The sequence below is a fragment of the Rhodoligotrophos sp. CJ14 genome, from assembly GCF_038811545.1.
In the GTDB taxonomy this organism is placed as follows: domain Bacteria; phylum Pseudomonadota; class Alphaproteobacteria; order Rhizobiales; family Im1; genus Rhodoligotrophos; species Rhodoligotrophos ferricapiens.
Genome location: NZ_CP133319.1, coordinates 4,361,598 through 4,386,322, shown reverse-complemented (window position 1 = coordinate 4,386,322; position 24,725 = coordinate 4,361,598). Strand labels below are relative to the sequence as shown.

Annotated in this window: 23 protein-coding genes, 1 tRNA gene, 1 pseudogene and 1 riboswitch; of the genes and pseudogenes, 13 read left to right on the top strand and 12 right to left on the bottom strand. The window is 61.5% G+C overall.

The window, feature by feature from the left end:
• Positions 1-70: 70 nt before the first annotated feature.
• From cysW to RCF49_RS20435, 5 genes are all read right to left on the bottom strand, one after another.
• On the bottom strand, positions 71-949 hold the full coding sequence (cysW, locus tag RCF49_RS20455; protein ID WP_342641631.1) for a sulfate ABC transporter permease subunit CysW: 879 nt from the start codon (positions 947-949) through the stop codon (positions 71-73).
• A complete protein-coding gene (gene cysT, locus RCF49_RS20450) occupies positions 936-1,784 on the bottom strand; it encodes a sulfate ABC transporter permease subunit CysT (RefSeq protein ID WP_342641630.1) in 849 nt (282 codons plus the stop codon). Before cysT ends, cysW begins: the two co-directional genes overlap by 14 nt.
• Before the next feature lie 14 nt (positions 1,785-1,798).
• Positions 1,799-2,833 carry a sulfate ABC transporter substrate-binding protein gene (locus RCF49_RS20445; protein WP_342641629.1) on the bottom strand — a complete coding sequence of 345 codons (1,035 nt, stop codon included), beginning with the start codon at positions 2,831-2,833 and terminating at the stop codon, positions 1,799-1,801.
• A 108-nt stretch (positions 2,834-2,941) separates the two neighbouring features.
• Positions 2,942-3,448, bottom strand: a complete 507-nt coding sequence (locus RCF49_RS20440; RefSeq protein WP_342641628.1) for an RrF2 family transcriptional regulator — start codon at positions 3,446-3,448, stop codon at positions 2,942-2,944.
• 114 nt (positions 3,449-3,562) lie between these two features.
• Positions 3,563-5,572 carry an acetyl/propionyl/methylcrotonyl-CoA carboxylase subunit alpha gene (locus RCF49_RS20435; protein WP_342644249.1) on the bottom strand — a complete coding sequence of 670 codons (2,010 nt, stop codon included), beginning with the start codon at positions 5,570-5,572 and terminating at the stop codon, positions 3,563-3,565.
• Between the two features lie 96 nt (positions 5,573-5,668).
• On the opposite strand from RCF49_RS20435, the gene RCF49_RS20430 reads away from it, so the two are divergent.
• Both RCF49_RS20430 and rimO read left to right on the top strand, forming a co-directional pair.
• A complete protein-coding gene (locus RCF49_RS20430; protein ID WP_342641627.1) occupies positions 5,669-6,943 on the top strand; it encodes an adenylate/guanylate cyclase domain-containing protein in 1,275 nt (424 codons plus the stop codon).
• A gap of 71 nt (positions 6,944-7,014) precedes the next feature.
• Positions 7,015-8,322 (top strand): 30S ribosomal protein S12 methylthiotransferase RimO, encoded by a 1,308-nt coding sequence (gene rimO / locus RCF49_RS20425; RefSeq protein ID WP_342644248.1) that lies wholly within the window; start codon positions 7,015-7,017, stop codon positions 8,320-8,322.
• Positions 8,323-8,383: 61 nt separating this feature from the next.
• Here the strand turns inward: rimO and RCF49_RS20420 are convergent, their stop codons facing one another.
• The gene (locus tag RCF49_RS20420) at positions 8,384-8,584 is read right to left on the bottom strand and encodes a CsbD family protein (RefSeq protein ID WP_342641626.1); all 201 of its coding nucleotides are present in this window, start codon (positions 8,582-8,584) and stop codon (positions 8,384-8,386) included.
• Between the two features lie 147 nt (positions 8,585-8,731).
• Positions 8,732-8,865: riboswitch (TPP riboswitch) on the top strand.
• A gap of 67 nt (positions 8,866-8,932) precedes the next feature.
• Between RCF49_RS20420 and thiO the strand changes: the two genes are divergently transcribed.
• From thiO to RCF49_RS20380, 8 genes are all read left to right on the top strand, one after another.
• Complete coding sequence (gene thiO / locus RCF49_RS20415) at positions 8,933-9,946, top strand: glycine oxidase ThiO (protein WP_342641625.1); 1,014 nt, start codon at positions 8,933-8,935, stop codon at positions 9,944-9,946.
• On the top strand, positions 9,915-10,112 hold the full coding sequence (thiS, locus tag RCF49_RS20410) for a sulfur carrier protein ThiS (protein ID WP_342641624.1): 198 nt from the start codon (positions 9,915-9,917) through the stop codon (positions 10,110-10,112). The genes thiO and thiS overlap by 32 nt, the downstream gene beginning before the upstream one ends.
• Positions 10,113-10,131: 19 nt before the next feature.
• A complete protein-coding gene (locus tag RCF49_RS20405; protein ID WP_342644247.1) occupies positions 10,132-10,908 on the top strand; it encodes a thiazole synthase in 777 nt (258 codons plus the stop codon).
• A gap of 3 nt (positions 10,909-10,911) precedes the next feature.
• Positions 10,912-11,505 carry a thiamine phosphate synthase gene (locus tag RCF49_RS20400; protein WP_342641623.1) on the top strand — a complete coding sequence of 198 codons (594 nt, stop codon included), beginning with the start codon at positions 10,912-10,914 and terminating at the stop codon, positions 11,503-11,505.
• Positions 11,484-12,470, top strand: coding sequence for a ThiF family adenylyltransferase (locus RCF49_RS20395; protein ID WP_342641622.1), 987 nt, complete (start codon positions 11,484-11,486; stop codon positions 12,468-12,470). Before RCF49_RS20400 ends, RCF49_RS20395 begins: the two co-directional genes overlap by 22 nt.
• A gap of 175 nt (positions 12,471-12,645) precedes the next feature.
• Positions 12,646-12,963: an integration host factor subunit alpha gene (locus RCF49_RS20390; RefSeq protein ID WP_342641621.1), complete on the top strand. Its 318-nt coding sequence runs from the start codon at positions 12,646-12,648 to the stop codon at positions 12,961-12,963.
• 55 nt (positions 12,964-13,018) lie between these two features.
• Positions 13,019-13,636: a MerR family transcriptional regulator gene (locus RCF49_RS20385; RefSeq protein ID WP_342641620.1), complete on the top strand. Its 618-nt coding sequence runs from the start codon at positions 13,019-13,021 to the stop codon at positions 13,634-13,636.
• A gap of 72 nt (positions 13,637-13,708) precedes the next feature.
• A tRNA-Pro gene (locus RCF49_RS20380) sits at positions 13,709-13,786 on the top strand.
• 92 nt (positions 13,787-13,878) lie between these two features.
• Here RCF49_RS20380 and RCF49_RS20375 read toward each other — a convergent pair.
• Both RCF49_RS20375 and RCF49_RS20370 read right to left on the bottom strand, forming a co-directional pair.
• Complete coding sequence (locus RCF49_RS20375; protein ID WP_342641619.1) at positions 13,879-15,483, bottom strand: phospholipase D-like domain-containing protein; 1,605 nt, start codon at positions 15,481-15,483, stop codon at positions 13,879-13,881.
• Between the two features lie 498 nt (positions 15,484-15,981).
• Positions 15,982-16,266, bottom strand: a complete 285-nt coding sequence (locus tag RCF49_RS20370; RefSeq protein ID WP_342641618.1) for a GNAT family N-acetyltransferase — start codon at positions 16,264-16,266, stop codon at positions 15,982-15,984.
• 149 nt (positions 16,267-16,415) lie between these two features.
• Here RCF49_RS20370 and RCF49_RS20365 point away from each other — a divergent pair, with 149 nt between their 5' ends.
• Together RCF49_RS20365 and RCF49_RS20360 are read left to right on the top strand one after the other, a co-directional pair.
• Entirely contained in the window at positions 16,416-17,432 is a 1,017-nt protein-coding gene (locus tag RCF49_RS20365) for an SDR family oxidoreductase (protein WP_342641617.1), read from the top strand.
• 120 nt (positions 17,433-17,552) lie between these two features.
• Positions 17,553-17,864 (top strand): helix-turn-helix domain-containing protein, encoded by a 312-nt coding sequence (locus RCF49_RS20360; protein WP_342641616.1) that lies wholly within the window; start codon positions 17,553-17,555, stop codon positions 17,862-17,864.
• 215 nt (positions 17,865-18,079) lie between these two features.
• Here the strand turns inward: RCF49_RS20360 and RCF49_RS20355 are convergent, their stop codons facing one another.
• From RCF49_RS20355 to chrA, 4 genes are all read right to left on the bottom strand, one after another.
• Positions 18,080-18,529, bottom strand: coding sequence for a hypothetical protein (locus tag RCF49_RS20355; protein WP_342641615.1), 450 nt, complete (start codon positions 18,527-18,529; stop codon positions 18,080-18,082).
• Between the two features lie 281 nt (positions 18,530-18,810).
• Positions 18,811-19,086, bottom strand: a complete 276-nt coding sequence (locus RCF49_RS20350) for a hypothetical protein (protein WP_342641614.1) — start codon at positions 19,084-19,086, stop codon at positions 18,811-18,813.
• Positions 19,087-19,386: 300 nt separating this feature from the next.
• Positions 19,387-20,646 carry an ABC transporter substrate-binding protein gene (locus RCF49_RS20345; RefSeq protein WP_342641613.1) on the bottom strand — a complete coding sequence of 420 codons (1,260 nt, stop codon included), beginning with the start codon at positions 20,644-20,646 and terminating at the stop codon, positions 19,387-19,389.
• Between the two features lie 154 nt (positions 20,647-20,800).
• Complete coding sequence (chrA, locus tag RCF49_RS20340; protein WP_342641612.1) at positions 20,801-22,027, bottom strand: chromate efflux transporter; 1,227 nt, start codon at positions 22,025-22,027, stop codon at positions 20,801-20,803.
• Positions 22,028-22,187: 160 nt separating this feature from the next.
• On the opposite strand from chrA, the pseudogene hrpB reads away from it, so the two are divergent.
• A pseudogene (gene hrpB / locus RCF49_RS20335) lies at positions 22,188-24,676 on the top strand (ATP-dependent helicase HrpB).
• Positions 24,677-24,725: the final 49 nt, after the last annotated feature.

Genomic DNA, 24,725 nt, shown 5'->3' with positions numbered 1-24,725 from the left:
GCCGGGGTCGCCTCGAACTGGGCCTCGTATGGGCTCGACATTACCTGCGCAACCATATTGCCGGTCCCTGTTAGTGCCGCGCGCCATTGGCGAGCTCGGCAGCAAAGCGCCATTCCAGAAATGATTTCACGACCAAGGTCACCAGCGCAAGCAGCGCCAGCAGCGAGGCCACGGCAAAGGCGCCGACGAAGGCATATTCGTTGTAGAGGATCTCCACGTGCAGCGGCATGGTGTTGGTTTCGCCGCGGATATGGCCCGACACCACGGAGACCGCACCGAATTCGCCCATGGCGCGCGCGTTACAGAGAAGCACGCCGTAGAGAAGCGCCCATTTCGCGTTGGGTATGGTGATGAACAGGAAGGTCTGCCAGCCGCGCGCCCCCAGCGAAAGGGCTGCCTCCTCATCCTGCTTGCCCTGGTCCTGCATCAAAGGGATCAATTCGCGTGCCACGAAGGGAAAGGTTACGAAGATCGTGGCCAAGACTATGCCGGGCACGGCAAAGATGATGGTGATGCCGTGGCTTTGCAGCCATGCCCCGAGATAGCTGTTCGCACCGAAGACCAAGACATAGACAAGCCCCGCGATAACCGGCGAAATCGAAAATGGCAGATCGATCAGGGTCATCAGCAGGCTCTTGCCCTTAAATTCAAATTTGGCAATGGCCCAGGAGGCCGCCAGTCCGAAAATCAGGTTCGCGGGAACCGCTATGGCCGCAACGAGGAGGGTCAGGCGAATGGCCGCGAGACTGTCCGGCTCGCTGATCGCGTCGAGATAAGCGGCCAAACCTTGCCGCAAGGCTTCGGCAAAGACGAGGATCAGCGGCAGCAGGAGAAAGAGCACGAGGAACGCGACGGCAGTCCCGATCGCGGCATAGCGCACCCAGCGGGGCTCGTCGGTGGCTGCAGTGCGCTCAAGGCGCGGAGGTGTCACAAGCTCAACCGCTGTCATGATGCCTCCTGCCATAGGCTTGGATCAAGTTGAGCAGCAGCAGCGTCGCGAAGGCGATCACGAGCATCGCCGTGGCGATTGCTGTGGCACCCGTATAGTCAAACTCCTCCAGCTTTATGGCTATCAGCAGCGGAGCGATCTCGGAGACATAGGGAATATTGCCCGCGATGAAGATCACCGAGCCATATTCGCCAACCGCACGGGCGAAAGCGAGGGCAAAGCCGGTGAGCAGCGCGGGCAGCAGGGCTGGAAATACCACCCGCCACAGGGTCTGCCTTCGGCGGGCGCCCAGAGTTGCGGCAACCTCCTCCTGCTCCCGGTCTAAGTCGGCAAGCACCGGCTGCAAGGTGCGGACCACGAAGGGCAGTCCCACGAAGGTGAGCGCAATGACGATGCCGAGAGGTGTATAGGCCGCCTTTATGCCGAGCGGCTCGAGGAGCTGACCGATCCATCCTTTGGGAGAGTAAAGGGCCGTCAGCGCAATACCGGCGACAGCGGTCGGCAAGGCAAATGGCAGGTCGACCAGTGCGTCCAGCAGGCGCCGTCCGGGAAAGCGATAGCGGGTCATCACCCAAGCCACAAGAAGGCCAAAGACGGCATTGATGGCGGCTGCGATCAGCGATGCCCCGAAACTCAGCTTCAGGGCTTCCAAGGTGCGCTCGTCGGTGATCACCGCCCAGAAGCGATCCCAACCCATGGATGCGGTCTTGAGGACCAGCGTGGCCAAGGGCAGAAGGACGATAAAGCTCAGATAGGTCAAGGTGAAGCCCAGTGCGAGCCCAAAGCCCGGCAATATGCTCGGCTTGGCAATGCTCAGGCGTCGCACTGTGGCCATCTCACTTCTGACCTCTATTTCGCCGGCCGGTAAAGCTGGTCAAATATACCGCCGCTGCCGAAGTGTTTATCCTGCACCTGATCCCAGCCGCCGAAGCGGTCATTGATGGTCACAAGCTTCACATCTGCAAACTGCTTCAGCAATTGGGGATCCACCGCCTCTCGATTCACCGGACGATAGTGATGCCGCGCGGCGATGGTTTGGCCTTCTGGTGAATAGAGATAGTCAAGATAGGCGCTGGCGACCGCTGTCGTGCCTTTTTTCTCCGTATTGCCAGTCACGACGGCGACCGGCGGCTCAGCCAGGATCGAGATCGAGGGGATCACAATCTCGAACTCGTCGGGCCCGAGTTCCTCGATCGCCAAAAAGGCCTCGTTTTCCCAAGCCAGGAGCACATCGCCAATGCCGCGCTGAACGAAGGTCGTCGTCGAGCCGCGCGCGCCGGTATCGAGCACCGGCACATGGCTGAACAATGCCGAGACGAATTCCCGCGCTTTCTCGTCGCTTCCATATTTTTCCTGAGCAAAGGTCCAAGCGGCTAGGTAATTCCAGCGGGCGCCGCCCGAGGTCTTGGGATTGGGCGTGATCACCTGGACCCCTTCACGCACCAGATCGTCCCAGTCCTTGATGTTCTTGGGATTTCCCTTGCGGACGAGAAACACGATCGTTGAGGTATAAGGTGCGCTGTTGCTCGGCAGTTTCGACTGCCAATCGGCCGGTATCTTGCCGGTCGCCTTCGCGATCGCATCGATATCGGCGGCAAGGGCCAAGGTGACCACATCGGCGTCAATACCATCGATCACGGCGCGAGCCTGTTTGCCCGATCCGCCATGGGATACTCTGACGGAGACGGTATCGCCCGTCTTTTCGCTCCAATGCTTGGCAAAGGCCGCATTGAAGTCGCGATAGAACTCCCGGGTGGGGTCATAGGAGATGTTAAGGAGATTGATACTGGCCGCCGCAGCCGGGTGAACTGGTAATGCCCCGAGCAGAAGCAGAAGGCCGGCCGCAAAGAGCCTGAGACGCGAACTCCGTGAGTTGGATGCCATGGCATGCCTCCTCTGTTCTGTTCGCGTTAATGTCGACTTGTCCGCTTGGGTTTGTCAACTGCGCTGCCGTAGATGACCCACGGGTTTTTCCCGCCTTGCCCAAGTTAATCAGCCGCTGATCGCGGGCGTTGCCGGCTCCGATTTCGCCTCTTCAGCGGCATCTTGGGCGTTCTCGGCGAGACCAAGCGCCTGCCACGACGGTGTGTCGGCGAGCGCATCTTTTAGCGTCAAACGGTCCAGCACATTGGTCGTTGCCTGATGAACCTCGAAGAATATGCGGCGAATCTCGCAAGAGCCTTCATCCGCGCAATCTTCGCAGCGACGGTAGGCGCGCTTCGACAAACAGGGTAGTGGCGCCAAGGGGCCTTCGACCATCCTGAGGATGGAGCCGATCGTGATTTCCGAGGGCGAGCGCAGGAGGGTGTAGCCGCCGCGAGGCCCACGCCGGCTCGCCACCAGAGCATTATGCTTCAGGATCAGCAGGATCTGTTCCAGGAAGCGCGGGGGAATCCCACGCGCCTCCGCCAGTTCGCCGATATTCACGACCACGCCTCGCCCCGCGCGGGCAAGAACGATCAGCGCCTGCAAGGCGTATTTGGTCTTCTGCGAGATCATTACGTCAGGTTGAACCGGGTTATCCGGATCGCCTTGTCTTATACCCTACTCTAGCCTGCCATAAAGCAGACGCAACCGGTTTGCTGTGTGGATACTAGAGTAAACGGGTGAGCCTCACTCGAATTCCATGATGACATCGCCGACTGCAAGTGTCGCGCCAGGTTCCGCGTTGATCGCCGACACCACGCCATCGCGCTCAGCGCGCAAGACGTTCTGCATTTTCATCGCCTCGATCACGCAGACAGCCTGGCCCGCCTTGACCTCATCGCCCACATTGACATCGACCGAAATCATCAGACCGGGCATCGGGCATAGCAGCATGCGCGAAGTATCCGGAGGCAGCTTCTCCGGCATGAGCTTGGCAAGCTCGGCCTCCCGCCCGGTATAGACATGGGCCACCGCCTCAACCCCGGCATGGGCCAGCCGATAGCCATTCAGCGTCCGCCGGACCTGAACCGTCATCGGTGTCCCATCGACACTGCCCCGCCAAACCAAATCTCCGGGCCGCCAGTCGCCGGTGAGCTCAAGGTCAGCTGTGCCATCCCGGGAGCGCAGGAAGATCGTATCGCCTTCCTCGTCATCCACCAGGAACGAGCGCCATTCGTCATCAAGCTTCACAACCCGCTCGCGGGTGAAGATCACGGGCTTGCCGCGGAGCTGGCCAGTGATATGACGCTTGCGCTCATTCTCCACATGGTCGAGGAAGGCTGCCACGGCTGAAAGCCTCAGCTTGAGGTCGGCATCGACAGATGCGCCCTTGAAGCCTTCCGGAAATTCCTCGGCAATGAAGCCCGTGGTCAGCGCGCCCGAGATCCAGCGCGGATGGGCCATAATGGCGGACACAAACGGGATGTTGTGCTGGATGCCATCGATATAGAACGCGTCCAGCGCGGCCGACATGTGCCGGGTTGCTTCTTCCCGGGTGGGCGCCCAGGTGCAGAGCTTGGCGATCATCGGATCATAATAGATCGAAATTTCGCCGCCCTCATACACACCTGTGTCATTTCGGATGATCATGCCGCGGTCATCCGTTCCTTCCGCCGGGGGCCGGTAGCGCACCAGCCGGCCCGTGGAGGGCAGGAAGTTGCGGTATGGATCTTCCGCATAGACACGGCTTTCAATGGCCCAGCCGTTGAGCTTGATGGCGTCCTGCTTCAGGCTCAGCTCCTCGCCGGCCGCGACGCGGATCATCTGCTCGACCAGATCAACGCCGGTGATCAGCTCGGTGACGGGATGCTCCACCTGCAGACGTGTGTTCATCTCGAGGAAGTAAAAGTTCTTCTCCTGGTCGACGATGAACTCGACGGTGCCGGCGCTTTCATAATTCACCGCCTTGGCGAGAGCGACCGCCTGCTCGCCCATAGCGGCGCGCGTCTTCTCGTCGAGGAAGGCGCTGGGCGCCTCTTCGATCACCTTCTGATTGCGGCGCTGGATCGAACATTCACGCTCGGCGAGATAGATGACATTGCCATGCTTGTCGCCGAGAACCTGAATTTCGATGTGGCGGGGATTGACCACGAATTTCTCTATGAACACGCGCTCGTCGCCGAAGCTCGACTTGGCTTCAGCACGGGCGAGCTCGAAGCCTTCCTTCACCTCGTTGCGCGAGTTGGCAATCCGCATGCCCTTGCCGCCGCCACCGGCAGAGGCCTTGATCATAACGGGATAGCCGATCTCGTCGGCAATGCGGATGGCATCCTCAGGGGTTTCGATCTCGCCGAGGAAGCCGGGGACAGTGTTCACCCCCGCGGCATCGGCGAAGCGCTTGGACTCGATCTTGTCGCCCATTGCCTCGATGGCCCGGATGTTGGGGCCGATGAAGGTAATGCCGTTCTCTGCCAGCGCCTTGGCGAAGGCTGCATTCTCAGATAAAAAGCCGTAGCCGGGGTGTACGGCCTGTGCGCCAGTGGATTTGCAGGCCTCAATGATCGCCTCGATCACCAAATAGGATTGAGAGGCCGGCGCGGGCCCAATTCGCACCGCTTCATCGGCCTCGCGTACATGCAGAGCACGCATATCAGCATCGGAGTAGACGGCGACCGTCGCAATACCCATCTTCTTGGCTGTGCGTATAACCCGGCAGGCAATTTCGCCACGATTTGCGATGAGAATCTTATTGAACATGACCATATGCCCATCCCGCCACTGCGTTCGTCAGGGCGCTTTTAACGGGCTCGGCTGCTACCGTAAACTCCCGATGTTTGGGAATGAGGGCGTGGAATGACACTGGTGGATACTGAACCGCAGCAGAGGGTGCTCGATCAGGATCTGATCCAGGAGACATCCGAATGGCTCATGGACCAGGCCCTCAGGGACCACGATATCCAGACGATTATCACCGGCTGCTGCGAGCGGCTGGTCGCGGCAGGCATTCCGCTCCTGCGCTGTTTCTTCGCCTTTTCGATGATCCATCCGCTGTATCGGGCGGTCGGGTATACCTGGTTGCGCGGCTCAGGCATCACCGTGAACAAATATCTGCACGAGCCGGATGGATCGCAGCCGACGGGATGGCAGACCAGTCCATTCGGCAGGATGGTGCGCGATCAGGTCACCTGGATGCGTCGCATGATCAGTGAGGAGACCGCTGACGAATTTCCGGTCTTCCGTGATCTGCTCGAAGCCGGGGCCGTTGATTATTTCGCGTTCATGATTCCGTTCCAGGATGCAGCCGAGGCCGATATGCGGGGCATGGCCGGCTCCTGGTCGACCGATCGTCCCGAAGGCTTTTTCGACGAGGAAGTGAAAGCGCTCAAGAAGGTGCAGCGCAGGCTGGCGGTCGCGTGCAAGATGGCGGTCCGAACCAATCTCGCCAGCATCGTGGTGAAGACCTATCTGGGTGCGCAGGCCGGGAACCGGGTGCTTTCTGGTCAGATCAAGCGGGGGGATGGGGAAACCATACGGGCCGCAATCTGGTATGCCGACATGCGTGGCTCGACCCGGCTCGCCGATCTTCTTTCGCGGCAGGATTATATCGACACGCTCAATGAGTATTTCGACATGGTCGCCAGCGAAGTCGTCGCTGCAGGCGGCGAGGTCCTGAGCTTTATCGGTGATGCGGTACTCGCGATCTTTCCCGATGACGCAGATACGGGCTGCAGGTCAGCGCTCGGTGCGGCGCTCAAAGCGCGCCACCGGCTCATCACCAATAATGACAAGCGCGCCGCACTCGGGCGCGCGCCGCTCGATTGCGTCATCGGGCTGCATCTCGGCGATGTGATGTTCGGAAATGTCGGCGTGCCGGACAGGCTAACCTTTTCGGTGTTCGGCGCCGCAGTGAATGAGGTGGCGCGGCTCGAGCAACTCTGCAAGGCGCTTGGCGAACCCATCCTTGCCAGTGAGGAATTCCGCTGCTGCCTTGAAGGCTACTGGCGGCCGGTGGGCGAACACATGCTGCATGGCTTTACCAATGCCATCGGCGTCTTCGCACCGGACCCGAAAGTCTGCGCGAACGAGCTCGCCACGCCAGGCGAGCCCCTTGCCTGGGCCACAAAATAGGATAAACAGGCGCCTTTCCTAACCTCGACGGTACTGAATTGAAATCCGACACGCATATCCCGACCGTGGGCATGGTCAGCCTCGGTTGCCCCAAGGCTCTTGTCGATAGCGAGCGCATCCTCACCCAGTTGCGGGCCGGAGGCTATGCGATCTCGCCAAGCTATGACGGTGCCGATGTGGTCATCGTCAATACTTGCGGCTTTCTGGACAGCGCGAAGGAGGAGTCGCTGGCGGCGATCGGTGAGGCCATGTCGGAGAATGGCCGGGTGATCGTGACAGGCTGCATGGGCGTCGAGGCCGAACGCATCCGGGATAGCCATCCGGATGTATTGGCGATCACGGGACCGCATCAGTATGAGGAGGTGGTCGCCGCCGTGCATGCGGCCGTGCCACCGGTCCATGATCCGTTCGTCGATATCGTGCCGCCGGAGGGCCTGCGCCTCACGCCCCGGCACTATGCCTATCTGAAGATCTCCGAAGGCTGCAATAATCGCTGCTCGTTCTGCATCATTCCGAGCCTCAGGGGCGATCTTCGCTCGCGGCCCGCGGCGAATGTGATGTATGAGGCCGAACGGCTGGTGAAGGCTGGAGTGAAGGAACTGCTGGTGATCTCTCAGGACACCAGCGCCTATGGGCTCGACCTCAAATATGCAGCCAGCAAGTTCCGCGGCCAGGAGATCGAAGCGCGCATCGTGCCGCTGGCCTCAGCGCTGGGCGAGCTCGGCGCCTGGGTCAGGCTCCATTACGTCTATCCCTACCCGCATGTGGACGGGCTCATTCCTCTGATGGCAGAGGGAAAGATCCTGCCCTATCTCGATATTCCGTTTCAGCATGCGAGCCCGCAAGTGCTCAAGGCCATGCGCCGGCCGGCGAACCAGGTGAAGGTGCTCGATCGGCTGCGGCAGTGGCGTGCGATCTGCCCCGATCTCTGTCTGCGCTCGACCTTCATTGTCGGCTTTCCCGGCGAGACGGAGGAGGATTTCACATTCCTTCTCGATTGGCTGAAAGAAGCACGGCTCGAACGGGTCGGCTGCTTCAAATATGAGCCAGTTCAGGGCGCCGCGGCCAATGCTCTGGCCGAGCCCGTGCCGGAAGAGGTGAAGGAGGAGCGCTGGGCCCGCTTCATGGAAGCTCAGGCCGAGATCAGCCGTGAGATTCTCGGGGGAAAAGTGGGTCGCGAGGTCGATGTGATCATCGATGAGGTGGACGAGGAAATGGAAGAGGCCATCGGCCGCACGATCTGGGATGCGCCCGAGATCGACGGCAATGTCTTCCTTCCCAACCACCCCCACCTAACACCCGGCGAAATCTATCGGGCGCGGATCATCGACAGCGAAGAGTATGATCTGATCGCCGAAGTCCCAAACGCGGTGGAGTAGGCATGAAAACGCCCGCGATGATGACCTTCGCGGGCGTTTCCAATGGCGAGCATATCAGGGATCAGTGGAGGCTACTGCCCCAGCGATCAACCTCGCGCTCAGCCTCTTCCTTGGCCATTCCATAGCGTTCCTGTATGCGGCCCACCAGCTTGTCGCGGCTGCCAGCCGCCATCTGCAGGTCATCGTCAGTCAATTGACCCCATTTTTGCCGGGCCGCGCCCTGGAATTGCTTCCACTGGCCAGCGATTTGATCCCAATTCATTCGGACCTCCTTGTCTGGTGTCCTGGATACCTAGACAACACCGCGGCGGCTGATGGGTTCCTCTCTTGTGTCGCGTCATGAGAAGAGCCTTGCCCTCAGGAGATCGCGCGACTATTTGACGGAATGGGCCGGGCTGGCTTATCACTACACCTGTCCAAGGGGAGCCCCGTACGGGGCTGAGAGGCCATTGGCGCTGATGCAATCCGGCATTTCGCGCGACATGGCGACCCTTCGAACCTGATCCAGGTCACGCTGGCGAAGGGATGGATTTAAGTCCTTACGACATCTTCATCCCCTTCCAGCATGTCGACCTTCCGGGGCAGAGGCTTCCGAAGGTTGGAGTGCGAGATGAAGCGGATCACTGTCATAGGCGCGGGAGTTGCGGGGCTCACCACAGCCTTTGCGCTCGCAGAACGCGGTGCCGAGGTCACGGTCATCGAACGTGGCAGTGCTGTCGGGGAGACATCCTGCTCACGCTATGCCGGAGGCATGCTGGCGCCTTGGTGCGAGCGTGAAAGCACAGACCCCCTCGTCCTCAGCCTTGGCCAGGAGGCGGTCAGCTTCTGGGCAAAGATCTGCAATAGCACCGTCGAGAATGGCACGCTCGTTCTGGCGCAGCGTCGGGACTTGGCGGAGCTTGACCGGTTTGGCCGCCGAACGAGCGAGTATGAAGTGCTCGACAGCGCCGGGATTGCAGCGCTAGAGCCAGCTCTCGCCGGGCGTTTCCAGCGTGGACTGTTCTTTAAGCGCGAGGGTCATACGGATCCGCGCAAGGCGCTCCTGATGCTTGCGGCACGGCTCGAGGCGATGGGCGTGCGTTTCGTGTTCGGCACGGACGGGCTGGCATCACAGGGTGACGCCGATCTCGTGGTCGACTGTCGCGGCCTTGCTGCCAAAGACGAGCTTTCTGATTTGCGCGGGGTCAAGGGCGAGATGCTCATCCTGCGCTGCCCGGAAATTGCGCTCAAACGGCCTATCCGGCTCTTGCATCCGCGCATTCCGTTCTATGTGGTGCCGCGCGAGAACGGTCTCCATATGGTGGGGGCCACCATGATCGAGAGCGAGGACCGGACGCGGATCACCGCCCGATCGATGGTCGAGCTGATCAACAGCGCCCATGCGCTGCATCCTGCCTTCGCGGAAGCGGAGATCGTCGAGATCGGAACGGATGCACGGCCTGCCTTTCCGGACAACCTGCCCCGGATCAGACGCCGCGGCGATATCGTCTATGTGAATGGGCTTTACCGGCACGGATTTCTCTTGAGCCCCGCATTGGCGCGCATGGCAGCCAGCGCCATTTTCGACGGCGCCTATTTCCCTGAGGTCATGGATGAGACTGACAGTCAACGGCGATGTGCATGAGGTGGCGAGCCGGACGCTCGCGGATCTGCTTCTCGAACTCGGCTATGGCGAGCTGGTGGTTGCGACTGCCGTGAACCAGACATTCGTGCCAGTGACCGCGCGAAGCGACCGGGTGCTCGAGCCGGGCGATTCGGTCGAGGTGCTCGCCCCGATGCAAGGGGGTTGATGTGACCACGGCACAAGATCTGCCTCTCGAGGTCTATGGTACGACGCTTGCCTCGCGGCTCTTTCTCGGTACCGCGCAGTACCCCTCCCCGGCCATCCTGGCCGAGGCGGTGCGGGCGGCGGGTTGCGAGGTGGTCACGGTCTCTTTGCGTCGCGAGGCCAGTTCGGAGCGCGCAGGCCATGCCTTCTGGCAGTTGATCCGCAATCTCGGCATGCGCGTGCTGCCGAACACGGCCGGATGCCACACCGTGAAAGAAGCGGTGACGACGGCGCAAATGGCGCGGGAGGTGTTCGACACGCCCTGGATCAAGCTCGAGGTGATCCGGGATGACGACACGTTGCAGCCGGAAGTCTATGGCCTCGTGGAGGCCGCGCGCGTTCTCGCGTCCGAAGGGTTTCAGGTATTTCCCTACACCACCGAGGACCTTGGGGTTGCCGACAGGCTGCTGGAGGCGGGCTGCGAGGTCCTGATGCCTTGGGGAGCACCGATCGGCTCGGGGCGCGGGCTCAACAATGTGTATGCGTTGCGGAGCCTGAGGGCGCATTTCCCGGATATTCCGCTGGTGGTGGATGCGGGCCTCGGCCTGCCGTCGCACGCGGCACAGGCGATGGAGCTCGGCTATGACGCGATCCTGCTCAATACGGCAGTGGCCAAGGCCGGCGATCCCGTCGCCATGGCCAAGGCCTTTGCGCTGGCGATCGAGGCCGGCCGCACGGGCTATCTCGCTGATCCGATGGAAGCGCGCGACATGGCTGCCGCCTCAACGCCACTCCTCGGCATGGCATTTCGGAGCTGACCGGTGCTTGATCCCTTCTATCTGATCGTCGACGACGTGACCTGGCTCGCAAGGCTGCTACCCGTCGGGGTCAAGCTCGTGCAGCTGCGCATCAAGGATAAGCCGGCAACCGAGATCCAGCAGCAGATAGCCGAGGCCAAAGCACTCTGTGCGAGGTTCGGGACGCAGCTGATCGTCAATGACTACTGGCAGATCGCGATCGATGAGCGGTGCGATTTCGTCCATCTCGGCCAGGGAGATCTCGACGGGGCGGACCTTGCCGCGCTGCGCCGTGCCGGCATCCGGCTCGGGGTCAGCACCCATGACGATGCGGAGCTCGAGCGCGCGCTTGCCACCGAGCCCGATTACGTGGCGCTTGGCCCGGTGTTCCCGACCATTCTCAAGCAGATGCCGTGGGCCCCACAGGGTCTTAAGAAAGTCGCGGACTGGAAGCGCCGGGTCGGCAAGCTGCCCTTGGTCGCCATTGGCGGGCTCACCCCTGAACGGGCACGGCAGGTGCTCGATGCCGGCGCGGACAGTGCCGCCGTCGTCACGGATATTCTCTACAACACCAATCCCCAAGAGCGGACAAGACAATGGATCGCGGTGACACGATAGGGTCGCGCTATGCCCGCCAGATGGTGCTGGCCGAGATCGGGCCCGAGGGCCAAGAGCTGCTTCAGCGTGCGCGGGTGCTGGTGGTCGGTGCCGGCGGCCTTGGCTCGTTTGTGCTGCCGGCGCTCGCCGGTGCGGGCGTTGGCAAACTCGTCATTGTCGATCATGACGTTGTCGATCTGTCCAATCTGCATCGCCAGCCACTGTTCAGGATGGCTGATATCGGCAAGCCCAAAGCCGAGGCTGCATGCGCGGCCATTCACGCGCTCAACCCGGAGATTGCCTGCGAGGCGGTGGTCGCGCGGCTCGAGCCTGACAATGCGGAAGCTCTGGTCGCCCGTGTCGATCTCGTGGTCGATGCGGCAGACAGCCTGGCGGTCAGTTATATCCTGAGCGATCACTGCATGGCCCAAGGTCGCCCGCTCGTCTCGGCATCGGTGCTCGAGCAGCGTGGCTATGTCGGGGCTTTCTGCGCCGGCGCGCCAAGCTACCGGGCTGTCTTTCCCGACATGCCGACGGTGATCGGGTCCTGCGCGCTGAACGGGGTCTTCGGCTCGGCTGTAGGCGTTCTCGGCTCGCTTCAGGCCCATATTGCCCTGCAATTGCTGCTCGGCCACGAGCCATCGCCGCTCGGCCGGCTGGTCACCGTCGATCTCAAGTCGCTCAGCTTCGGCGGCTTCGATTTCAGCGGTGCGGAGGAACCTGCAGGTCCACCGATCCCCTTCATAGGACGCGCAAATTTGAGACAGGGTGATGTCATAATCGAGTTGCGCGACGCCGAAGAGGCACCGCAGGCGATCACGGCAGACGCGCTGCGGATCCTGCCTCAGAACATCACAGAGGCACAGCTTCCTGAGGATCGTCGCGTGGTGCTCTGCTGCCGCAGCGGCGTCCGGGCCTTCCGGGCGGCCAATCTGCTGAGGCGCCGCGGCCTTCGCGACCTCGCCCTGCTCGCGGCGGGCGAGTGAGACATGACCGGTTGCACTTGCGCGAATTGCTGACTCAACTTCTCAATAGCCGGGTCTAAGATAAAGGCGTTCCTGCGCAAACTTGGTCACAGCAGGTGCCCATAGAACCGTGCACCGCTATTGACCCGGCTTGCGGCCTGGGACTAGTTTGAATTGAACAGGTTGGGGAACTGGAATGTCCGGCAAAACTCTGACCCGCGCCGATCTGAGCGAGGCCGTACACCGGCAGGTCGGATTATCGCGGACTGAATCGGCGGCGCTCGTTAAATCTGTCCTGGACCACATTGCAGATGTGCTCGTAAATGGAGACTCAGTGATGCTGTCTTCGTTCGGCACGTTCATGGTCCGGAACAAAGCCCGGCGTGTCGGGCGCAATCCGAAGACGCGCGAGGAGGTTCCGATCTCACCGCGTCGGGTGCTCGTCTTCAGGCCTAGCCATGTGCTCAAGGACTCGATCAACGAGGCGGATGGGACAGGCAGCCGCAAAGAGTGACGTTTAGGTTGCGCATGTGTTCGTGATGCCATGCGACCACTCCGGGGAGTGATCGATGGATAAGGCGCCGGACGCTTTCCGGACGATCAGCGAGGTGGCGGAAGACCTCGATGTGCCTCAGCATGTGCTGAGATTCTGGGAGAGCAAATTCAACCAGGTCCGACCGATGAAGCGCGGCGGCGGCCGGCGCTACTATCGGCCGAATGATGTGGAGCTGCTGCGCGGCATCCGCCACTTGCTGTATGGCGAGGGCTACACGATTCGCGGCGTTCAGAAGCTGCTTAAAGAACGGGGCGCAGCTTCCGTCGCAGCAATAGGAAAAGCCCGGGCGGAAGGGCGTCCGATCCCGGAGAACCTCAGCGAGCACCCGGACGACAGCGGCATCTATCTCGAGACGGGGCATGGGCGCGATCGTCCAGGGTCGGAAGATGCCAATCTGGAGCTTCCACGCAGCGAACCCTTGCTCATCGCCGAGCATGATGAGCCCGATACATTCCCATTTCATGGTGGGCCGGTCTCGCTGCCGGCGCAGGATGACCCATCAGGCTTCAGTGAGCCGGAGAGGCGCGAGGCACTTGCGCCCGTAGCTGACTTGAATCGAGAGTTCCTGCGAGCGGCGCTCCGGGATCTTGAGGAGACGCGAGCCCTGCTCTCGGACGTGCTTGAGAAGTAGCTCGCTCCGAACGCTTGACCATTCTAAGCTTGATCCAGGTAGCTGAACGCGGTAGGGATCGTGCGCCAGTGTCGGAGCGTAGCGCAGCCCGGTTAGCGCACTAGTCTGGGGGACTAGGGGTCGTGGGTTCGAATCCCGCCGCTCCGACCATCTATCCCATTGAACCGGATGGGGAATCCAGAGATCTTTCTGTTCGGCATGCGCCCCAGCTCGAGACATAACGCCTCCACGCCGAGCAGCCATCAGCCGCGGCCGCCGAACCAGAAATCCAGTTCACGGATCCGGCGCTTATCATAAGGCTTCGATGGATCGCTAATCTGCCATTCGTCGCTGTCGATCAACCCGGCCCATCTCGGCTTGCCGCCCTGCTTCTGGACTGACTGCCGCCAGCGATACTGGGCGTAGATCTCCATGACGTTGCTGGCGTATTGGCTAGCGAGCGCTCCGTTCCCCTCTATAATGAGGAGGTTCTCGTCATTCACGCTGCTCGCCTTAGGGCCGAGATTATGTGACCCCGTCATGACGACAGGCTTATCACCATAGGGGTCGATCACAACGATCTTGCTGTGAACCATGGCATGTGCCCTGGGGAGCTTCAAAAGCTCTTGCTTCCAATATTTGAGCGGCCCCGGAATCTCGGCTGGAAGAACGACATCAGAATTTGCGTCTATGCGCTCACCGCGATTGAACAGCACGACTGGGTTCTTCTCAGTTCCGGGGTTCTGGTTCACGACACCTTGAATGTAAAGCTCTGGCCTGTGGTTGGCTCCGCCCGGTAATGCCAGTTCGATAATGTCGTTGAGAAGCGTTCCCCGCGGCCCAGGATTGAACATGAGGAAAAGGATACCGTGCTTGGCTCCAGCGATAAGCTCGCTCGCGTAAGCCAGATCACGGCGGCCGCGCAGTGGCGTGAACCAGAGCGTCGTCCCCTTCGCAGTGTCGGTCGTGCGCGGGCTTGCGTTGGACTCATAGAGAGTGTCAGGGGTCCCATCGCCAGCGGCTGCCAACAAACGCCACTGATCGCGATAGAAGCGGGCGAGCACGGGATTGCGGACAAGAATTGCATTATTGGCTTGCGTGCACAGGCCCGTCTTTGTCCAGTTCGTGCTTCCCGTCCAAACGGCCTGGGGCTTGTTATCCGCGTCACAGAGCACAAGGAACTTGTTGTGGGCGAGTGCGCGCGGGGCGCTCATGCGATCGTGCAGATCGCAGTCGGCCAGCACCTCCCGGGCATGACTGTTCGCGTCTTGCCCCTTCTTTCTGACGCTGCCGTTGCCGAGAACGATATGAGCGCGTTTTCCGAACGCCTGGAGTAATGGCACGAGTTCAGGATCATTCAATTCGAACAGGGCTGCGTAGATGTGGGCTTCTGAATTGGCCGCGTCGGTGAGCAGCCGCACCAGCTCGTTTCGGATTGGGCCGGCCAGGAAATGCCGGATATTGCTGCCAGGGTCCGCGATTTCCGTGGCGAGCGTTCGTGCGGGCGCATCGTCCGGCAGGAGCCGAGCCAACCACTGGCTGGCGACAATACCGCGGTTGAAAAAGCAGGATACTCCGCCATTCGTTTCCGCACCGATCACGACCGGAGCGCTCCAGCCCGATGCCAGATCATCCGCCTCGCTCATCGCTGCTTCCGGACCGATCATAGGAGCGACGCGATAAGCCACCCGATCGCCGGGATTAACCGCAAAGTCGGACCAGAGATATTTCTGGATGGGCCAGCGGGTGGTCGGCCTGCGCGTACCTTCCTTGACCGACGGCCCGTCTGCAAAACCGACCCAGCTGGCCACGATTTCCTCGCTGAAGCCCTGGGCATCGCCATGGTGGATGGCATTCGGACTGGCCAAACGGCCATCTGCTCTTCTGATCTTCCGTCGCAGCGCAAAGCCGCGGCATCCAGGAACAAACGGAGCTCTCCAGGCTATGAACGCACTATCAACGCCTGAATGGACAATAATATCTAATGTTTTTCCGGATTTATCCGCCCAAGCAACGTGATGCTTTCTAAAATCTATGTTCATATTATAGTTTTCCATGACGATTATTGATCAACAATCTATCGATCTCGTCATGGTATTGCTGACAGGTCCGCCATTTATACCGCCCATTGAGGAACGCAAGGCGTCATCTGCTCGCAGGAGGTCGGCGAATTACAGGTAAAACGGTGGCGGGAATCAGAATCTTAAGCCTGAAGATCCGACGGAGCTAGTCCACGCTCAGCCACGGGACCGGCCCTGCGGGACGGCGCAGGCCCGACAATGGAGGATCGAATGGACGCTATCGGGCAAGCCACTGGCCCGCCGGCACTTCATACAACTCGCAACAGGTGGGGAGTCACCCGCGCCTTATTGGCGATCACCGCGACGCTCACGCCTGCGGGCATAGTGGCGCAGCCATGCGGCTGCATAGCCGCAGACCGGCACAAGCTGCCAGTCCTCCTGCTCGGCCATGGCGACAATACCCCTCATCAATCGATCGGCCGCCCCGGTGCCACGCAGCGGCACTGGCGCCTCCACATGGGTGATGATCACGCTCGCGCCGCGCCGCTGGTAATCGGCGCGCACGATCTGGCCGTCAATCTCGAGCTCGAACCGGCTTCGGTCCGGATTATCTCGCACGTCACCGCTCACGCCGCGTCTCCTTTTGCCTGACTGCTCCCATAGATATAACAGCGGACCCAGAGCAGAGTGCCATCTGACCGTCATTTCCCGCACTCGCAAAATGCAACCGGCCCGCGCCCCGTGAATTTGCTCCGAGAGAGTAAGTTTGCGGAGATCGCATGCCAGGAAAGGATCATGCCCAAACCAGCGTCGTCATCACCGGCGCATCGAGCGGGATCGGGCTTGCGACGGCCGAAGCGTTTGCGCGGCAAGGGGCCATCCTCACCCTGGCTGCTCGCAATCTGGCCTCGCTCGAACAAGCGGCCAGTCATTGCCGAGCGCTTGGCGGTGAAGCCTTCCCGGTACAGACCGATGTCAACGACATCGTCGCTGTGCGCACACTTGCCGAACATGCGCTGCGAAATGCCGGCCGCATCGACATCTGGGTCAGCAATGTCGGCGTGGGTGCGGTTGGACGCTTCCATGAGACACCGATCGAGGCACATGAGCAGGTCATCCGAACCAATCTCATCAGCCATATGAATGAAGCCCATGCGGTGCTGCCCATCTTCCTGCGGCAACGGCGGGGCATCTTCGTCAACATGATCTCACTCGGCGGGTTTGCGGCCGCTCCCTTTGCCGCCGCTTACAGCGCCAGCAAGTTCGGATTGCGGGGCTTCTCGGAAGCGATCCGCGCAGAGATCGCCGATATTCCGGACATCCATATTTGCGATGTCTATCCCGGATTTGCAGACACACCGGGGCTTAGTCACGGGGCCAATTATGTAGGTCGCAAGCTGGCGGCGCCACCGCCGGTGATCGATCCGCGCCGGGTCGCATCGGCGATCCTTACTCTCGCCGACCATCCGAAGCCGACAACGATCGTCGGTTCCACCGCGCGGCTCACCCGGATTGTCCACGGAGTGGCACCCAATCTCACTGCACGCATCCTTGCGCGGTTCATGGAGGGCTATCTCAAGCGCGCGGACATGCGCGCCATGAGCGAAGGCAACCTGTTCAGAGCCTCCCCATTTCCCGGGCGGGTCGATGGCAATCTCCGGTCACCGGAGCAGCGGGCCCTGCTCACAGCCCTTCTTGGGGCGGCCGCCGTTACCGGGATCTGGCTACTGGCAAGGCCATCGCGAAGGCCGGCATCTGCATCGGGCGGCCGTGGCAAGCTTGCTCAGAGGCGATAACACGCCAGAGACGGAGCGGCAGGAGCTGCTGTTCGGACGAGCTCACGAGGTTGCTCAGTCCTGCATTATAGCCGCTATAGAGGACGTGCACTGACGCGTTCTTTAACCGATATTGCGGCCATGGAAAGACACTGGCGCGAACGCCTCGAGCAGGCTCTCGAGGCATCCCACAAATCAAAGCGAAGCGTTTCTCTGGCAGCACGATGCGGCGCGGGATATCTGCATGATGTTCTCAGTGAGGGCAAAGAGCCCACGATCGATCGGCTCATGCGCATCGCTGACGTGCTGGGGGTCAGCCTCTCGTGGATTCTCTACGGAATCGAACTCAAAAAGCCCGAAGAGGAATTGCTCAGGGCCTATGCGCTATTGTCTGAAAGGCAAAAGCAGGCCGTTCTCGAATTGACCCGCTCAATGGCAGAGGACGGCCGGTAGCTCAAATGGCTCATGTCTCGTGCACGGCGTACCTGAATTTTAGCACTTGAATGGCCCCTCCGTCGCGTTCCGGTTCTCCGCTATAGCATCGCTCACATCCTCTATGGCGGAAGCATGCGGCTGGTCGGAGCGCCGCACGGGCGATTTCACAAGAAAACCCGCCGAGGAGGCCCGGCGGGTTTCGTCGAAACAGATCCGGTTCAGCGGAGCGCGGGTTAGGACGACCTCTTCAGCTGAGCATTGCACAGGCTGTAATAGCCCCCGCCCTTCTGGATCCACTTCATGCCGCCCAAGGCGTTGTTGTCCTTGGCAGCATAATAGCTGTCCAGGCAGGTATGCATCCGGGCCTGACCTGGAGACATCGAGGAATATTTCGGCGAAATGCTGTTGGGCAGTCCGACGTTTGAAGGAGGCGGAGCGGTCGGCGCCGGTGGCTCCTGTGTATACTGCGCCTCAGTTGGCGCGGGCACGGTTTCGTCTTCCGCCGCCTCGCTTCCGCATTGCTGCTTGCGGAAGTCATTCCACTTCAGGCCGCCAAGTGTCCCAGCAGTCTTCGCTGCATGATATTTCGCGCTACATTCCTTCATGGAGAGCGCATGGGCCGGCGGTGAAACCAATAATGCAGCTAACGCAAGACCTGCTACAGCAGAAAGACGGGTCAGCATTTCCGGTTACTCCAGTGGACAGACAGCCTCGACAGACTTCACTGTCCACCAGAAGAACCGCTATCTACACACATTTCAACAATAAAACATTTCATAAGTAAACAATTGCCCAAAATGAAAATTGCATTTCTTGCAAACATACAAATGGATAGATCGATTGCTTCAAAATGTATGAGTAATATCCACCTTTACACTAAACCAGCTCGACTTCAATCAGCGTGCTCTCACCCGAGCTGCATGCCGGTGGACCCGGATGCGGGCCTACGCGCTGGCATCCTGCCTCAGGTGCCGAAGGGCGGCACATAAAGACAGCGCGTACGCCCGGCTTTCGGCTCGCATCGATGGAAATGGCTATCCTGACTACGGCGTTCGCGGGCATCTCCGAAAGGAATGAGTTCGCCGGTTTCCCTGATCAACCATCCTTTTGAAGTGGCCATCACCGCGCCGTCGGCAAGGGCGTGGCAATCTCGATTGTGACAACAGTCCGCGTCGTACCAATCATGGGCCATCGCGGGTGAAACAAAGAGCAGGAGAGCTAAGGGCAACGTGCGGATCATCCGATTCTCCACAACTCGGCTGCCGTCGGAGGTTTTGCGCAGGCACCGGCCTCGCCAGCACCTGGTCCGTATGCTCGCAACCTCTCAGGCCAGACGTGCGGGTATCGTGGCCGTGAACGGTTGCAAGCGCGTTAGCGATCCCGTTTTGGGAATCAGCTGCGACAAATTGAACCAAAGGTTGTAAAATTTAATCTCTAGTTGTAAGCGCGAATAATAACTAAAGATGGCCAGCGGCAGCGTCGCAGCCTGGTCCGGTCGCATTAGCTCACGCGAGCGGGGATCGCTTCGCTCGATAATGCTTCAGTCCGCCAACTCGCTTCTCGCCAATATTCCAGTGGTATTGCGGCATGAGAAGGGCCGGCTCACGCGAAGGCCGCCTCGTGCTGCGGGGTCTTTCCCCACGCTTGTCGGGATCGTCCTGAGCAGGCTGTAATAGTCCCATTCCCCCTTGGACTGGTTGGGGTGCTTGGCCTCGACCAAGAACAGGCGCTGATCAAGCCGGCCATCCGCGCCGATGCGGGCGCCTCGAGCAAAGAAGTCGCTGACGGGTGCTTGCCGCATGGTGGCCGCGACGGCCCGACCATGGTCGCTGCCCGATGCCTGGACTGCCTTCAGATAATGGAGAACGGCTGAATAGACGCTCGCCTGCACCATACCCGGCTTGCGGCCGGCGCGGCGCTCATACCGCTCGGCAAAGGCGCGGCTGGCATCGTCCCAGTTCCAGTAATAGGCGGTGCTCGAAACAAGGCCCTGGGCCTCATCCAGCCCTACGGCATGCACATTGCTGAGCGCCAGGCTCAGAGCGACCAGTTTCTGGCCCCCGGCGGGGATGCCGAACTCGCCGGCCTGCTTCATCGCCGTCAGTGCGTCCGAGCCCTTGCTCGCCAGGCCGATCACCTGGGCGCCAGAGACCTGGGCCTGCAGCAAGAAGGCGGATAGATCGGTTCCACCGCTGGGGTGGCGAACCTCACCGATCACCGTGCCGCCTCTTGCCGCGATCTCCTTGCGCAGAATATCCGCGATCTCATGGCCGGAGGCATTGTCGGCGGTCAGCAGAAACCATCTCTTGCCGCCGGTCTGGACTACGGCCCGCACCATTCCGAATGCGCGCTCGTGCAAATCGGGAGTCCACTGAAAGGTGGTGGCAAAGCAGTTGGGCCCAGCGGTGCCGCCGCTGTCCGCGCCGGAATAGAAGACCACCTTGCCGGCCTCACTGATCATCTGCCGGGCGGCGCGCGAGACCGCCGAACCGGTCACATCCACCACGGCATCGATATGGTCATCGTTCAGCCACTGCTCGGCAATGGTGGACGCCAGTTCCGGCTTGTTCTGATGATCGCCCGACAGAATACGGATCATCTTGCCGCGTACCATTCCGCCCATGTCCTCAGCGGCGATCTGCGCGGCCGTGACTGAGGCATCACCACCGAAATCCGCATAGGGACCGGACTGGTCGGTCAGAATACCAATTCTTACCTCATTGTCGGAGATCTGCGCATCGGCTTGCGCGATTCCGCAAGCAATAGCGAAAACGAGGCCTAAGACGGCCACTTTCCTCATTCACGTTCTCCTGCGCTCGTCTGGCGCCGCCCTGTGTCACAGGCCCTTAAACGGGCTCTCTGTCACCCGTTATCGCGCGAATGAGTGGCGAATCTCTTGCTCGAACGAGTTAATTGAAAACGATCAGGACGTTTGGAGCCGGAATGTCACACGGTCAGAGCACGAGAAAACCGGCAAGGCCGGCCAGGATGACCACGGCCCAGGGCGGGATACGCCAGGCGAGCAGGCCGATAAAGGCGGCCACCGCAACAGCCATGGCCGGGGCCGAAGGGATACCTTCGAGGAAAACCGGATTGTAAAAGGCAGCGGCGAGCAGGCCGACCACGGCAGCATTGATCCCCGCCAGGGCGCTGCCCGCGCGCGGCATGTTCCTGAGCCGGATCCAAAAGGGCAGCACACCGATGATGAGCAAGGCGGAGGGAAGAAAGATCGCGATGAGAGCAACGGCCGCACCAAAGAGACCCGAAGGCCATTCTCGCGCAATCGCCCCCAGATAGGCTGCGAACGAGAATAGCGGTCCGGGCACTGCCTGCACCGCGCCATAGCCCGCAAGGAAGCTCTGCCGGTCGACCAAGCCGGTTCCGACCATTTCCGATTGGAGAAGCGGCAGTACAACATGCCCTCCGCCGAAGACCAGCGAGCCGGCGCGATAAAAGCTGTCGAACATATGCACCAGGCCATTGTCGGTCATTGCCGCCACGAGCGGCAGGCCCAGAAGCAGGATGAAGAAAAGGCAAAGGCTTGCCAGGGCCGCTGTTTGCCCGGTGCGTGCGGTTTGAGAGGTGATCAGGTCGCTTGCGCCGTTTCGCCCGGACACGCTCAGAGAGATGAGACCGAGCAGCCCACCAAGCACGATCACCAGCACCTGGCCCAAGGCGGTCGGCATTGAGAGGGCCATGATCATGCCGAGCGCCGCGATGGTGGCGCGCGCGCGCCCCCAAGCGAGCTGCCTTGCCATTGTCAGAACCGCTTGGGCAACGATGGCCACCGCCGCAGCCTTGAGGCCCGCGATCCAGCCATGTCCGGCACTGGCCCCAATCCATCCGGCTCCATAGGCGAAAGCCACCATGAGGAGGGCGGAGGGCAAGGTGAATGCCGTCCAGGCGGCGAGCATTCCAGCGAAACCTGCTCGCTTCAGACCGATCGCCATGCCCGCCTGGCTCGAAGCAGGCCCAGGCAGAAACTGGCACAGGGCGACGAGATCCGCATAGGCCTGCTCATCGAGCCAGCGACGGCGGCGCACGAAGGTTTCATGAAAATAGCCGAGATGGGCGACAGGCCCGCCAAAGGAGGTGAGCCCCAGCAGAAGGAATACACGAAAGACCTCGCGGGGAGATCCCGCGCTCGGCAATGCCGCTTCAGTGCCCCTCGTCTCCTCCATATTTTCTCTCTGCTCCCGATCCCGGTACGGCCCGCCCATGGCCGAAACGACCATTGCATTACATGCCACAGCCATTGCGACGTGCCCATCTCAGCCAGCCGAATATCCCACGCGACGAGCAGACTTGCGAAGGCAATGGCTTTTCGTCATGAAGCGCCCCATGCGCCAGCCCGAAGAGCCATTACCCGTCGAAACCGCCCTGCCCGATCTCCTCTCGGCGCTCGAGACCGCTGGTTCAGCGGTGCTCATCGCGCCGCCGGGGGCCGGCAAGACGACCAGGGTGCCAATCGCCCTGTTGAACGCCCCTTGGCGGCGGGATGGGCGCATCCTCATGCTCGAACCCCGCCGGCTGGCAACGCGAGCGGCTGCGCGGCGCATGGCCAGCATGCTTGGAGAGGAGGTCGGGCAAACGGTCGGCTATCGGGTGCGCCTCGATTCGAAGGTGTCCCGCGCAACCCGGATCGAGGTTGTGACCGAAGGGCTCTTCACCCGCATGCTGCAGGATGATCCGGAGCTGTCCGGTGTCGCGGCCGTCATATTCGATGAGTTTCACGAGCGCAGCCTGGATGGTGATCTCGGCCTGGCCTTGACGCTGGAAGCGCGCATCCTGCGGGAGGATCTGCGGCTTCTCGCGATGTCGGCCACGATCGATGGGGCGCAGGTTGCACGGCTTCTGGGGGATGCGCCGGTCATTTCCTCGGAGGGCCGGGCCTATCCGGTCGAGACCCGTTACGTGGATCGCGATCCACAATTGCGGCTGGAGGCGCAGATGGCCAGTGTCATCATGCAAGCGCTCAAGGGAGATGAAGGCTCGGTGCTTGCCTTCCTTCCCGGCCAGGCGGAAATCCGACGCACAGCCGAACACCTGCGCGGACGGCTTCCCCAAGACGTGGACCTCTTCACCCTTCATGGCCAGCTTGACGGGGCCGAACAGGATCGCGCCGTGCAGCCGGCGCCGCCGGGGCGCCGGAAGGTGGTGCTCGCCACCTCCATTGCAGAAACGTCGCTGACGATCGAGGGGGTGCGGATCGTCATCGATAGCGGCTATGCGCGCAAGCCCGCGTATGATCCGGCGGTGGGCCTCACGACGCTCGTCACCACGAGGGTGTCACGGGCTGCCGCCGATCAGCGGCGCGGGCGCGCAGGCCGCACGGCACCCGGGATCTGCTATCGGCTCTGGAATAGCGGGCAGACAGCAGCGCTCGCCCCCTATGATCAGCCGGAGATCCTGCAGGCAGATCTCGCAAGCCTGGTGCTCGATCTCGCAAATTGGGGGGTCCGCGATCCGCAGCAGCTAGCATTTCTCGATCCTCCGCCCAAAGTGGCGTGGTCGGAGGCGGTGGCTTTGCTGCAGCGGCTCCATGGCCTCGATGATCGCGGGCATATCACGGCGGAAGGCAAGGCGCTCGCGCGCCTGCCGCTGCATCCCCGGCTTGCGCATATGGTGCATCGGGCAGCAAGGCTCGGGGATGTCACGACAGCCACAGAGCTTGCGGTTCTCCTGAGCGAGCCGGGGCTTGGCGGCGATGATGCTGATATTGCCGAGCGCTTGCGCCGCTTTCGCGGGGATCGTTCAACTCGCGCCGAGAATGCCCGGGGCCTTGCCCGGCGGTGGGCGAAACTGGCGGGCAAGGGCGACAGCATGGCTCACGAGACCATCTCCATCGGCCAGCATCTGGCTTTGGCCTATCCCGATCGGGTCGCGCAGAGCATTGGCAGCCCCGCAAAGGGGCCGGGCGGTGATGTGGTGCGCTTTCGCATGGCGAATGGCCGCGCCGCTTCGCTCGACAGTATGGTGCCACTGAGCCGTGAACCATTCCTCGTCATTACGGATATCACCGGCTCGGCCGGGTCGGGCCGTATCCGGGGCTGTGCCGCCCTCGAGCGCGCAGAGATCGAAGCGCTGTTTGCAGCCGATATCACTGAGGAGACAAGCCTCGGCTTCGATCCAGCCAGCAAGACCGTCCGGGCGCGCCGCATTCGCCGGCTCGGCGCGCTGAGGCTAAGCGAAGCGCCCGCCGCCATCGATGATGCGCATGAGGCGGCACGGCTGCTCGCGGCAGGGGTTGCACAAATGGGTATTGCCGCCCTGCCCTGGACCAAGGCGCAGATCGCGCTGCGCGCTCGCGCCACCTACCTTGCCCGACAGATCGGCGCACCCTGGCCCGACCTGTCTGATGAGGCACTGGCTGCACAGGGGGCGTCCTGGCTGGCGCCGCATCTCATCGGGCGCAGCGCACTTACCGAGATCGAACCTGAGGATCTCGATGCCGCGCTCGAGGCCCTGATCCCCTATGCCCAGCGGGCAGAGCTCGAACGGCTGTTGCCGTCGCATTTCAACGCGCCGTCGGGATCGCGGGTCCCCATCGACTATGAAGCCGAGAACGGGCCTGTTCTCGCGATACGCGTCCAGGAGCTGTTCGGGCTCGACCGGCATCCCAGCATAGCGGACGGGCGTATTCCGCTGCTCATCGTGCTCTGTCGCCGGCGCATCGGCCCATTCAGACCACGCGGGACTTGCCGGGCTTCTGGCGCGGCAGCTGGAAGGCAGTCGCCAAGGACCTCAAGGGCCGCTATCCCCGGCATTCCTGGCCGGACGACCCGCTGAGCGCACAAGCAACGGCGAGGGCCAAGCCGAAAGGTACATGATTGCCAACCTAATCCTTGCAAGCCGACCGTTGAGGGTGTATGCGCGTGT